The 12,442-nt window shown below is 71.7% G+C and carries 11 protein-coding genes; 2 read left to right on the forward strand and 9 right to left on the reverse strand.

Translation table 11 applies throughout. The annotated features are described in order from the left end of the window. Positions 1–18: 18 nt before the first annotated feature. From NFR93_RS09815 to NFR93_RS09830, 4 genes are read right to left on the reverse strand one after another with little or no spacing between them, the layout of a single operon-like run. Positions 19–882, reverse strand: a complete 864-nt coding sequence (locus NFR93_RS09815; protein ID WP_251452663.1) for an ATP-binding cassette domain-containing protein — start codon at positions 880–882, stop codon at positions 19–21. Further along, on the reverse strand, positions 879–2,954 hold the full coding sequence (locus tag NFR93_RS09820; RefSeq protein ID WP_251452666.1) for a dipeptide/oligopeptide/nickel ABC transporter permease/ATP-binding protein: 2,076 nt from the start codon (positions 2,952–2,954) through the stop codon (positions 879–881). The genes NFR93_RS09815 and NFR93_RS09820 overlap by 4 nt, the downstream gene beginning before the upstream one ends. Then, positions 2,951–3,892, reverse strand: coding sequence for an ABC transporter permease (locus tag NFR93_RS09825; protein WP_251452669.1), 942 nt, complete (start codon positions 3,890–3,892; stop codon positions 2,951–2,953). The genes NFR93_RS09820 and NFR93_RS09825 overlap by 4 nt, the downstream gene beginning before the upstream one ends. Before the next feature lie 55 nt (positions 3,893–3,947). Beyond that, positions 3,948–5,522 carry an ABC transporter substrate-binding protein gene (locus NFR93_RS09830; protein WP_251452672.1) on the reverse strand — a complete coding sequence of 525 codons (1,575 nt, stop codon included), beginning with the start codon at positions 5,520–5,522 and terminating at the stop codon, positions 3,948–3,950. 244 nt (positions 5,523–5,766) lie between these two features. Between NFR93_RS09830 and NFR93_RS09835 the strand changes: the two genes are divergently transcribed. After that, on the forward strand, positions 5,767–7,011 hold the full coding sequence (locus NFR93_RS09835; RefSeq protein WP_251452675.1) for a glycoside hydrolase family 1 protein: 1,245 nt from the start codon (positions 5,767–5,769) through the stop codon (positions 7,009–7,011). 184 nt (positions 7,012–7,195) lie between these two features. Here NFR93_RS09835 and pcaC read toward each other — a convergent pair whose 3' ends face one another. From pcaC to pcaH, 5 genes are read right to left on the reverse strand one after another with little or no spacing between them, the layout of a single operon-like run. Continuing rightward, complete coding sequence (pcaC, locus tag NFR93_RS09840; protein ID WP_396653783.1) at positions 7,196–7,606, reverse strand: 4-carboxymuconolactone decarboxylase; 411 nt, start codon at positions 7,604–7,606, stop codon at positions 7,196–7,198. Between the two features lie 2 nt (positions 7,607–7,608). Beyond that, positions 7,609–8,382 carry an alpha/beta fold hydrolase gene (locus tag NFR93_RS09845; RefSeq protein ID WP_251452677.1) on the reverse strand — a complete coding sequence of 258 codons (774 nt, stop codon included), beginning with the start codon at positions 8,380–8,382 and terminating at the stop codon, positions 7,609–7,611. Then, entirely contained in the window at positions 8,379–9,989 is a 1,611-nt protein-coding gene (locus tag NFR93_RS09850; protein ID WP_251452679.1) for a lyase family protein, read from the reverse strand. Before NFR93_RS09850 ends, NFR93_RS09845 begins: the two co-directional genes overlap by 4 nt. A 43-nt stretch (positions 9,990–10,032) precedes the next feature. Further along, positions 10,033–10,593: a protocatechuate 3,4-dioxygenase subunit alpha gene (gene pcaG / locus NFR93_RS09855; protein WP_251452680.1), complete on the reverse strand. Its 561-nt coding sequence runs from the start codon at positions 10,591–10,593 to the stop codon at positions 10,033–10,035. After that, entirely contained in the window at positions 10,590–11,405 is an 816-nt protein-coding gene (gene pcaH / locus NFR93_RS09860; protein ID WP_251452683.1) for a protocatechuate 3,4-dioxygenase subunit beta, read from the reverse strand. The genes pcaG and pcaH overlap by 4 nt, the downstream gene beginning before the upstream one ends. Before the next feature lie 204 nt (positions 11,406–11,609). Between pcaH and NFR93_RS09865 the strand changes: the two genes are divergently transcribed. Then, on the forward strand, positions 11,610–12,362 hold the full coding sequence (locus NFR93_RS09865; protein ID WP_251452686.1) for an IclR family transcriptional regulator: 753 nt from the start codon (positions 11,610–11,612) through the stop codon (positions 12,360–12,362). Positions 12,363–12,442 lie beyond the last annotated feature (80 nt).

Here is a 12,442-nt window from a genome sequence, read left to right on the forward strand (position 1 = left end):
GCGGCCGCGGCGGGGGGCTCAGGCTGCGGGGGCAGACGCTTTCAGCTCGCGCCATGCCTCGCGCCGACGGGCCTGCTCGTCGGGGTCGGGAACGGGGGAGGCGGCCATGAGGACCCGGGTGTAGTGATGCTGGGGGTCCCGCATGACTTCGAGGGTGTCGCCCTGCTCGACGATGCGGCCGCGGTTGAGCACCACGACCCGTTGGGCGAGGAACTCCACGACGGCCATGTCGTGGGCGATGAACAGGTAGCCGAGGTCGGCGCCTGCTCGCAGGTCCGACAGGAGGTTCAGCACCTGCGCCTGGGTGGACAGGTCCAGTGCGCTGACGGCCTCGTCGCAGACGACCAGGCGGGGGTCGGTGACCAGGGCGCGGGCGATCGCGATGCGCTGACGCTGGCCGCCCGAGAACTGGCGCGGATAGCGTTCCTCGGAGCCGGGCGCGAGGCCGACCGAGTCCAGCGCCGCCTGCACGCGTGCGGAGCGTTCGCGCGCGGGAACGCCGGCCACGCGCAGCGGGGCCGTGAGCGCGTCGCCGATCGGGCGCCGGGGGTCCAGCGACGAGAACGGGTCCTGGAACACCGCCCGCAGGTCGCCCTGCAGCGTGCGGCGCTGCGCGGCGCTGAGGTGGGTGATGTCGCGGCCCTCGAAGACGATGCGGCCGCTGGTGACCGGGACCAGCCCGAGGATCGCGCGGCCGATGGTGGTCTTCCCCGACCCGGACTCGCCGATCAGGCCGAGGGTCTCGCCTCGTCCGATCGTGAACGAGACGTCCTCGACGGCGAGGTGTCCTTTTCGTCCGTAGCGGATGGACAGGTTCTCGACCTGCAGCAGCGGTGCGGTCGCGGCATCCGGGGTCGCGCGTGCGGGCGTTGCGGTGTTCATAGCTCTCCTCCGACGGGAACGGGCCTGCGCCATTCCTCCTGCCGTCCCCGCACCTCGTCGCGGCGGACGCATCGCACCCCGCCCTCGCCCTGCGCGCGCGGGAGCAGGGGGATCTCGGTGCGACACTCGTCCGTGGCGAATCTGCAGCGGGCCGCGAAGCGGCACCCCGTCGTCCACGAGCCCGGCAACGGCACCTGCCCGGGGATGGAGGCCAGACGGGTGGTGCCCTCCAGGTCGATGATCGCGTGGGGGTCAGCGGCCAGCAGCGCCATCGTGTACGGATGCTCGGGACGCATCAGCACGTCGCGGACCGCGCCGGACTCGACGATCTGGCCCGCGTACATCACGGCCACGTCGTCGCACAGATCCGCGACGACACCCAGGTCGTGGGTGACCAGGATCACCGACATGTCGCGCTCGGCGACGAGCCCCCGCAGCAGTGCGAGGATCTCGGCCTGCACCGTGACATCCAGCGCCGTGGTGGGCTCATCGGCGATGAGCAGCTTCGGCTTGCCCGACAGGGCCAGCGCGATCGCCACGCGCTGCGCCATGCCGCCTGAGATCTGATGCGGGTAGCTGCGCAGCACGCGGGGCGGGTCGACGATGCCGACATCGGTGAGCAGCTGCAGTGCGATGCGCTTGGCCTCGCCGCCGCCCACACCCCGCAGCCGCTTGACCGAAGCGCTCAGCTGCCAGCCCACGGTGAACATGGGGTCCAGCGCGCGAGTGGGCTCCTGCGAGATGAACGCGATCTCGTGCCCGCGTACGCGCTGCAGCGCCTTCTCGTCCGCGCGGACCAGGTCGGCGCCGTTCCACCGGATGCGCCCGGACCGCACCGACAGGCCCGGGGCGAGCAGCCCGAGCATGGCGTACGAGGTGACGCTCTTGCCGCAGCCCGACTCGCCCACCAGGCCGAGTACCTTTCCGCGGCCCACTCGCAGTGAGACGCCCGAGACCAGCACCGGGCCGTCGTCCACCCCGATGACCAGGTCCTGCACGACCAGCGATGCGTCGGCGTCCACGGACGCAGCGGCGGGCGCCGTGTGGTCGGCGGGCGCCGAGTGGTCGGCGGGCGCCGTCTGGTCGGCGGGCGCCGAGTGGTCGGCGGGCGCCGAGTGGTCGGCGGGCGCCGAGTGGTCGGCGGGCGCCGTGGCGGCGGCGTGCGGGGTGTCGTCGGCGGGCAGCTTCTTGCGTCGCAGCGACACGAGCGACGGCGGCATCGCCGTGCCGCCGGCGAGGATGTCGGCGAGAGAATTCGCGGCGATGATGGTCAGCGCCAGGACCCCACCGGTGGGGATCATCATCCACGGCTGCTGGAAGATGAACTGCGACGCGGTCTGCACCATCCCGCCCCACGTGGGCTCGGGCGGCTGCGGGCCGAGGCCGATGAAGGCCAGCCCCGCCTGCAGCCCGATGGCCGCGCCGAACAGAAGCACGAACTGCACGATGACGGTGGTCGACATGTTCGGCAGGACGTGGCGCAGGCTCGCGGTCATCGGCCTCACCCCATCCACCGCCGCCGCCTCGACATACAGCTGCTGATGCAGCGACTTCGCCTGACCGAAGAACACCCGGTACAGCGCTCCGAACAGCAGCAGACCGAACGCGACCATCACCAGCGGCATGTTCGTGCCGACCGCGGCGATGAACGCCAGGATGATCACCGTGCCCGGCAGCGACAGCACGATCTCGCTGATCCGGTTGACCACGCCCTCGGCTCGCGCATACCGCGCCGCCCACAGTGTCACCGGGACCGTCACCAGCACCGCGACGATCGGAGTGATCACCGCGATCAGCAGCGTCGGAGCCGCAGCGGTGACGATCCGCGACAGCAGATCACGGCCGAGCTCGTCGGTGCCGAGCGGGTGCGCCCACGACGGGCCCTGCAGCACCGCCGAGAGATCCTGCTCGAGCGGACCGTACGGAAGCCACCACGGCGACGTGAGCGAGGCGAGGATCAGCCCCACCAGCCAGACGATGGACAGCACGGCCGCCGGCGAGCGCAGCACGCGCCCGCCGATGCGGCGCTGAGGACGCCGCAGGCGCAGGATCGAAGTGGTGTCGACGGTCATGATGCACGCAGTTTCGGATCGAGGGCGCGGTTGAGGAACTCCAGAGCCAGGTTGACCACGACCACGACGAGGGTGGCCACGAGCACGAGCGCCTGCACGAAGGGAAGGTCGGCGGAGCCCACCGCGGCCTGCATGGCCTGCCCGATGCCGGGCAGGGCGAACAGCACCTCGATGATGACCGAGCCGCCGAACAGGATGATGAACTGGATCGCGACGCTGGCCAGGATCGGCAGGCTCGCGCTGCGGAGGGCGTGGACGTACACGATCCGCCACGTCGGAGTGCCCACCGCCCGCAGCGTGCGCATGTGCTCCTGCGCGAGGGCCTCGCCCATCGACGCGCGCGTCTGCCGGGCCAGGCCCGCCGCCGAGGTTATGGCGATGGTCAGCACCGGCAGCACCAGCGACCGCGCCCACGCCTCGGGGTTCGTCGCCAGCGGCACGAAGCCCGTCGCCGGCAGCAGTCGCATCTGCACCGCGAACATGAAGACCAGCAGCACACCCACCCAGAAGGCCGGGAGCGAGAGCAGGATGCCGGAGAGCGCGGTGATCGCGCGATCCACCGCGCCACCGCGGACAGCGGCGACGACACCCATCGTGATGCCGATCACCGCGCTGAAGAGCGTGCCCAACACCGCCAGCGCCGCGGTCACCGGCAGCCGCTTGGCGATATCGTCCCCGATGTCACGACCGTCGATCAGCGATACGCCCAGGTCGCCCTGGAGCACCTGCCCGACCCAGCCGAGGTACTGCACGACCCACGGGTCGTACCACCCCACCTCGATGTTGTAGGCCTCCACCTGCTCCGGGGTGCCCGCCATACCGAGGGCGACGCCGCCGGGGGTCGAGCCCGAAAGGTGGACGAGCACGAACGCGAGCACGGTCGCGACGACGAGGGTGAGGATCGCGAAGGCGATCCGTTTGAGTGCGAAGGTGAGCATCATCACTCCCTGGTGTCCGGTGCGGCGACCCGGAGGCCGCCGCACCGGAGGCGGGTCAGGACGCCGGCTGGAGCGTCGAGAGGATCGGGAACGAGTCCGTTCCGGGGAAGGACGGCTCCTGCACGGCCGACTCGTTGTAGGCCCACGGCGACAGCTGCTCGAACAGGGGGATCAGCCATCCCGACTCGACGATAGCGGTGTTGAGGTCGATCAGCGCAGCCTCCTGCGCGTCGGTGTCGCCCGTGCCGGCTGCCTGACCGTACGCTCCGGCTGCAGCCTGGATCGCGGGGTTCTCGGCCTTGTGGAAGTTGGCGAAGCCGAACATCACGCCGAAGACGTTGCCCGGAGGGTTCGTCCAGGTGAGGGCGATCGGACCGCCGAGGGGGGTGGTCTGCACCGCCGCGAAGATCTCCTCGGTCGAGGACGCGTTCTTCAGCGTGACATCGACGCCGATCTCGGCCCAGTACGGCTGGATGGCCTCGAGATCGCGCTGACTCTGCTGGCTGATCGTGAAGTCGAACGAGAAGCCGTCTCCGTAGCCCGCCTCCTCCAGCAGCGCCTTGGCGGCCTCGGGGTCGTACGCGTACTCGTCCTCGAACTCCTCGACGTAGCCGGGGCTGTCGGAGGGGAGGGCGTTGGCCGTGGGGATGTCGCCGGGGTGGACGGCGTTGACGTACGCTTCGCGGTCGATCGCGATCGACAGCGCCTTCCATACCCGCGGGTCCTCCCACTGCGGCGCGAGCGAGCCGTTCTTGTCGAACGGCAGGAGGTTCTGAACGACCCCGCCGTTCGCGACGAGTCCGATGCCTGCCGATTCGACCTGCTGCTGCGTCGCGCTGGTGATGAAGGCGAGGTCGACCTCGCCCGAGATGGCGGCGTTCACCCGCGCCTGCGGGTCCAGGATCGGCCGGAATTCGTACGACTCGAACGGGTAGTCGCCGGCGTCGGGGTGGTCGTCCTTCTTGACCAGCAGGTACGAGTTGCCCTTGATGGAGGCCTCGCCGTCGACCTCTAGCGGGCCGGAGCCGTCGGCGGTCGCATCCAGGCTGCCGCGGTCGGCGACGCCCGCGGGGCCGACGATGGCGCCGGCGGGCAGGACGAGGTTCGCCTCGAAGCCGGGCTGGGGAGCGCCGAACGCCAGGGTCACGGTGTCCTCGTCGACGACCGTCACCTCGGAGATCTCCTGCTCGCCGCCTTCTGCGAAGCCGCTGTAGGCCGAGAGGTCGGGGTCGCCGCGGAAGTCGAGGTTCTGCTTGACCAGATCGGCGGTGACCGTCGATCCGTCGGCGAACGTGGCGGCGGTGTCGAGGTCGAGGGTGAGTTCGGTCTGGTCCTCGTTGTACTCGAAGTTCGTCACCAGGTCGGGGACGACCTGGCCTTCCGCGTCGAGCAGGAAGAGGGAGTCGTACACCCCCTCGAAGAACATGCGCTGGCCCGAGCCGTAGCGCAGCGGGTCGTAGCCGAGCGCGGCCTGGTCGGAATCGACGCCGACGACGAGGACCGAGGTGTCGGCGGCCTCGCCGGTGCTGCCGCCTTCGCCGGCGGATCCGGTGCATGCGCTGAGAGCGAGCGCCGATGCGGCGACCGCCGCCACGGCGGCGGCGCTTCGTGCTGTGGTTGTACGAGACATCCTGATCTCCTGTGATCGGTGTGCTGTGCGGACTGCGGTGTCGCGGATCGTCGTCGGGAGCGATCCTCCGGTCCAGAGTGACCCGCAGCGGCCGGTTTGGCCATTCGGATTCACGGGGCCCATCGTTAACGAACGCCTAACGGACAAGCCCGTGCGGACTTTTCCTAGTGAAACAGACTTTCATTTAATGAACAAGTAGGTCAGGATGTAATGGTCTCGACGCCGAGAACCAGAGAGGACCGTCATGACCGCTTCCCCCGATTTCCCCGCCGACTTCCTGTGGGGTGTGGCCACCGCCGGGCACCAGAACGAGGGCGACAACGTCGACAGCGACACCTGGTTCCTCGAGAACGTCACGCCGACCGTCTTCCAGGAGCGCTCGGGGAGGGCCGCCAACGGCTGGGAGCTGTGGGAGTCCGACCTCGACCTCGTGGCCGGCATGAACCTCACCGCCTACCGCTTCTCGGTCGAGTGGGCGCGCATCGAGCCGTCGGAAGGCGAGTTCTCGGACGAGGCGCTCGCGCACTACGAAGCCGTGGTCGACGGATGCCTCGCGCGCGGGCTCGCGCCGATCGTGACCTTCAACCACTTCACCTCTCCCCACTGGTTCGCGGCCAAGGGCGCATGGCTGAACGACGCCGCCCCCGAGTTGTTCGCCCGCTACTGCGGCGCGGTCATGGATCGCGTCGGCGACCGCATCCGACTCGCGGTCACCTTCAACGAGCCCGACCTTCCCGAGATGCTCACGTGGGCCCACCTGCCCGAGTTCGTCGTGGAGCTGGAGCGTCGCACGCTGCAGGCCGCGAGCGAGGCGGCGGGGGTCGAGCGGTACCGCGCCGGCAACGTCATGCTGCGCGAGGACTTCGCCGGCATGCGGGCGGGCATGACCGCGGCGCACGTGGCAGGGAAGGCCGCGATCAAGCAACGCCGCCCCGAGCTGCCCGTCGGACTGTCGCTGGCGATGTGCGATGACGTCGCGATCGACGGCGGCGAGGAGCTCCGCGATCGCAAGCGCGCCGAGGTCTACGACTACTGGCTCCGCCTCGCCGCCGACGACGACTTCGTCGGCGTCCAGAACTACGAGCGCCTCACCTACGGCCCCGACGGCCTGGTCGACGCTCCCGCGGGCGCGGTCCTCAACGGCATGGGCACGCCCGTCGACCCGGATTCACTGCGCGGCGCCGTCGTGTACGCCCACCAGGTCAGCGGGGTTCCGATCCTCGTGAGCGAGCACGGGGTCAGCACGCCGGACGACAGCATCCGCGCCGCCTTCATCGAACCGTCCCTGGACGCCTTGGCCGAGGCGATCGCCGCCGGGGTCCCCGTGATCGGGTACTGCCACTGGACGCTGATGGACAACTTCGAGTGGATCTTCGGCTACGGGCCGAAGCTCGGGCTGCACGAGGTCGACCGCGAGACCTTCGCGCGCACGCCGAAGCCGAGCGCGGGGGTGTACGCCGAGTACGTGCGCCGCGCCCGCCGGATCTGAGCCGCGACCGCCGATCTGAGCCGCGCCGGCGGGATCGGAGCCGCGCCGGCCAACTCACCCACTCGCCCCGGGGCCGCGTGCGCACGTGCCCCTCGCGTGCGGGGGATTCACGCACGCGAGGGGCGCGTGCGCACGGGGCCCCTCTACGCTCGCGGGGTTGACCGCCCCGCTCGGCGGGTGCGGGTCAGGCCTCGCCGTAGACGTCGTTCGCGATGCGGAAGGCGGTGTTGGCCGCGGGCACGCCGCAGTAGACCGCGGACTGCAGGATGACCTCGCGCACCTCGTCGACGGTGAGGCCGTTGCGCAGGGCCGCGCGCAGGTGCATCGCCAGCTCCTCATGGTGGCCCAGGGCGATGAGCGCCGTCAGCACGGCGACCGAGCGCTCGCGCCGGGCGAGCCCGGGACGCGACCAGATGTCGCCCCACGCATAGCGCGTGATCAGGTCCTGGAAGTCGGCCGTGAGCTCGGTCGTCCCGGCGCCGGCGCGGTCGACGTGCGCGTCGCCCAGCACCTCGCGACGCACGCCCATCCCCTGCGTGTAGCGCTCCCCGTCGGTGAGGCCCTCGCCGTGCGGGCGGGCGGTGGATTCCGGCATCGTCAGTCCTCCAGGTCATCCAGAAAGCGCCGGACCGCGGCGGCGGTCGCAGCGGGGCCCTCGGCCGGCGGGAGATGCGCGACTCCCGCGAGCATCTCGGAGCGGCCGTCCGCGACGCCCGCGGCGATCTCGTCGGCCTTGGCCTGCGGCGCGACGGCGTCGTGCTCGCCCCACAGCGCCAGGAGCGGCATCCGGATCTCGCCCAGTCGCGCGCGCACGTCGTAGTCCGCGAGCGCTTCGCAGCAGCGGGCGTAGCTCTCGGCGTCGGCGTCGCGCAGGGCATGAAGCAGACGCCCCGACAGCTCGGGCTCGCGCTCGATCGACCCGGGTGCGAACCACCGCGTCGCCGACGGCACGATGAGCGCCGACGTCGACTGCTCGCGCACGAGCGTCGCGCGGTCATTCCAGGCCGACGGCTCGCCCAGCTGAGCGCCGGAGGCGACGATGACGACCGCGCGGACGAGGTCCGGATGCCGCAGCGCGAGCTCGAGGCCGGTGGCGCCGCCGAGCGACACACCCGCGTAGAGCACGGACGTCTCGCCGAGGTCGCGCACCGCGAGGGCGACGGCGTCGGCGAGGTCGGCGACACCGAAGGGCTCGGATGCCGGTGCTGACGCGCCGTGCCCGGGCAGGTCCCACGCGGTCACACGGCAGCGCTCGGCGAGCAGCGGCATGGCGTTCTGCCACAGGATCGTCGACGTGCCGAGGGACGGCCCGAGGACGAGGAGCGGCGCACCGTCGGGTCCGACCGGATCGGTGAGGGTGAGGCGGATCATGCCGTCTGCTCCGGCGCGGGCGGCGCCGCGTCGGGCGAGGGCGGCGCGTCGGACGAGAGGGCCCCTGCGTCGGGCGAGGGCGGCGCGGCGTCGGGCGAGAGGGCCCCGGCGTCCGGCGCCGGACGGCCGGTGTCCGGCACAAGGGCGTCGGCGGGCGGCGCGGGAGGGCCGGTGTCCGGCACGATGCGGTCGACGAGCACGCCGGCGAGCCCCGTGTACGAGGCGGGATCGAGCAGGTCGGCCTGGTCGAGGTCATCCAGCCCCGGCTCGGCGCGAAGCAGATCGGCGAGGCTCCCGCCATCGGCGGCTTCGCCCAGGATCGCTGCGAGCCGGTCGCCGCCGATCCGCGGGGCGAGCACGGCCGCCAGCCGCTCGGCGACGATGAGCCCGCCGGTGGCGGCGAGGTTCCGTGCGACGGCATTCGTGTCGATACGCAGGCCCGCCGCGATCCGCGCGGCGGTGGCGGACGCCCCGAGCGCGAGTCGAAGCAGCTCCCGCAGCGCCGGCCACTCGGCGTGCCAGGCGCCGTCGGGCCTTTCGTCGACGGCGAGCGCGGCGGCGGTGTGCAGGGTGGCACCCAGATGGGGTGCGCGGATCGCGGCGGAGCGGACGAGCACGGATGCCGCGGGGTTCTGCTTCTGCGGCATCGCCGACGACCCGCCGGCGAACCCCTCGGCGAGTTCGCCGATCTCGGTGCGCGAGAGGGTGGCGACGTCGGCAGCGAGGACGCCGAGCACGTCGGTCGCCTGCACGAGCGCGTCGCCCAGCTCGGTGACCGGCCATCTCGTGGTGTGCCACGGCGCCTCGGGCGCGGCGAGCCCGAGTTCGGCGGCGAACAGACCCGGAAGTCGCGTCGCGACCTGTCCGGCCACCGCGGCACCGAGCTCGTGCTCGGCGGTGTGGACGAAGGCGGCCAGCGTTCCCGCGGCTCCGCCGAGCTGTGCGGGAAGACCTGCGACGGCGCCGGCGAGGCGATGGCGAGCACGACGGATGCCGGCGACCCACGTCGCCGCGCGGAGTCCGACTGTCGTCGGCACGGCGTGCTGCCCGAGGGTGCGGGCGGCGGCCACCGTGTCGCGCTGGGCGCGCGCGAGCGCGGCGAGATGACTCTCGGCCTCGCTCAGCGATGCCGCGATGCGCGCGCCGGCCTCGCGTGCGACCAGCATGAGGGCGGAGTCGAGGATGTCCTGGCTCGTCGCTCCCCGGTGCACCCACGCACGGGCGCGAGTGTCGACGAGGGCGCGCAGCCTCGGGACGAGCGGGATCACGGGGTTCCCGCCCGCGACCGCGGCGGCGGCGAGCTCAGCGGGGTCGATGCCGTGCGCACGGCATGCCTCGGTCACCGCGACGGCCGCCTCGGCGGGCGCGGCGCCGGTCTCGGCCCACGCGCGGACCAGCGCGACCTCCGCCGTCACGAGCGCGTCGAGGACGGCGGTGTCGCTCACGGCGTCGTCGTGTCCCACCGTGACCGGCGTCAGCAGGCCGACGTCTCGCCTCGTCTCGGAGCTTCCTTGCGCAGCGGCCGCCACGCCACCGGGCGCCGGGTCCGGCATCCGGGCGCCACCGGGCGCTGCGTTCGCGACGGCACCGGCCGCCGCGTCCGGCATCCGGGCGCCACCGGGCGCTGAGCCGGCGGAGCGGGACGAAGCGTCAGAAGGCAAGGAACACGGTCTCCTTCTCGCCTTGCAGTCGGATGTCGAAGCGGAGTCCGCCGTCAGGCGTGCGCGATGCGATGAGGCTATCGCGCTCGTCGGGGGTCAGCGACGAGAGGAACGGGTCGGCGGCGAGCGCCGCGGCGTCGTCGGGGAGGTAGATGCGGGTGTGCAGCTTGTTCGGGAGTCCGCGCGCGTAGACGATGGCGGCGATGAAGGGAGCAGACCCCGGGTGCGCGCCGGGGTTGCGCGTCCAGAACTCCCAGTGCCCCTCGTCGTTCGTGAAGGCGCGGCCGAAGCCGGTGAAGGTGTGGTCGTCGCGGCGGAACGATCCGCGTCCGCGCGGCACCGAGCCGTCGGCGTCCGGCGTCCAGATCTCGATGAACGCGTCGGGGATCGGGTGCCCGTTGCCGTCGAAGACGCGGCCCTCCAGGATGATCGCGCCCGGCGAGTGCGGGAAGGCGACCTCGTGCATCTTCGGGTACTCGACCCCGTAGGCGAAGAACGGACCCACGGTCTGGCCCGGGGTGGGTGCGTGGGTCTTGGGGGGAACGCTCATGCGTGGTCGTCCTCCTGCTCGAACCAGGTCGCGTCGGGTCCGTCGACCACGATGTCGAACCGGTAGCCCATCGAGAACTCGGGCACGGTCAGATCGTGGTCGTAGACGCCGATGAGGCGGTCGCGGTCTTTCTGGCTGCGGATGGTGTTGTAGATGGGATCGAGGGGGAACAGTGGGTCGCCGGGGAAGTACATCTGGGTGACGAGTCGCTGGGTGAAGGACGAGCCGAAGACCGAGAAGTGGATGTGGGCGGGGCGCCACGCGTTGACGTGGTTCTTCCACGGGTAGGCGCCGGGCTTGATCGTGGTGAACGAGTAGTGCCCCCGGTCGTCGGTGATGGCGCGGCCGGCGCCGGTGAAGTTGGGGTCGAGCGGGGCCGGATGCTGGTCGCGCTGGTGGATGTACCGGCCGGCGGCGTTTGCCTGCCACAGCTCGATGAGCTGGTTGCGAAGGGGGCGGCCCCAGGAGTCGCGCAGGGTGCCGCTGACCGTGATGCGCTCGCCCTGCGGCTCGCCGGAGTGCTGCAGAGTGAGGTCGGACTCGATCGCGGCCACGTCCCGCTGCCCGAACGCGGGCGAGAACAGCTCGATCGTCTCGGGGTCGACGAGTTTGGGGTTCTTCGTGGGGTGGCGAAGGATGCTGGAGCGGTACGGCGGGAAGTCGTACAGCGTCGCCGGCACCGGCTCGCCGGCGGCGAGGCGGCGCTCGGCGTCGGCGTGCACCGCGATGATCTCGGCGGTGATCTCGTCCTGCGAAAGCTGGTCGGGTGAGGCGAGCAGGGTTTCGGGCGCCGCCGCAGTCGGCATGTCCATATCGGTCTCCTTCGACGCGGTGTCGTGAACCACTTCCGGGCCGCGTGCGCACGTCGCCCCCGCGTGCGTGGTTTCCACGCACGGCGGGGGTGCGTGCGCACGCGCCCCGGCACAGGTGTGGGTATCGTCTCGCGTGAGGGCGGCGGGTGGCGGGGGCCATCCCGCTCAATGGGAATCCGACTCGCGTCGTGCCAGGATGCTGTCGTGGCGAACTCCCCCTCCGGCGACTCGGTGACCGAGCGGTTCGTGCGCGTCCTCGAGACCTTCACCCCGACGCGCACGGCGCAGACCGCCGCCGAGATCGGCCGCCGGGCCGGGCTCCCGTCGTCCTCGGCCCACCGGATCGTAGGCGAACTCATTGACTCCGGTCTCCTGGAGCGCGACGACGATCGCCGCATCCGCATCGGCATGCGCCTGTGGGAGCTGGCGACCCGCTCGTCCCACGCCCTCCGTCTCCGCCAGGCCGCATTGCCGTTCATGGAGCGCGTGCAGGCCCGCGTGCGCGAGCACACGCAGCTGGCGATCCTCGAGCAGGATGAAGCGCTCTTCCTCGAGAGGCTCAGCGGACCGGCATCCGGATCGAACGTCACCCGCGTCGCCGGGCGGCTCCCGCTGCACGCGTCGTCGTCGGGGCTCGTGCTGCTCGCCTTCGCCGACCGCGCGCTGCAGGAGCGGGTCCTCGCCGCACCCCTGCGCGCCCTCACGCGTTCGACGCCCACCGATCCGGCCGGCCTTCGCCGCAAAATCGACGAGGTCCGCACCCTCGGCCACGCCATCGCTCCCGGGTACATCGAAGAGGTGTCGACCGGCATCGCCGTGCCCGTGCACGACGAGACCGGCGCGACCGTGGCGGCGCTGTCGGTCGTTCTCCCGCGCGACGCGCAGACCGACTACGCCCTCGTCGAGCTGTACCGCGCGGCGCGGGACATCGAGCGCGCGATGGGCTACCGCCGCTGACGACAGCCCGTTGAATGAGAATCCTTCGACGGATGCCGTGTCCGCCGGTCCAGGATGAGACGCCCCCGTCGAAGGAGACG

The sequence above is a fragment of the Microbacterium sp. Marseille-Q6648 genome (assembly GCF_943181415.1).
In the GTDB taxonomy this organism is placed as follows: Bacteria; Actinomycetota; Actinomycetes; order Actinomycetales; family Microbacteriaceae; genus Microbacterium.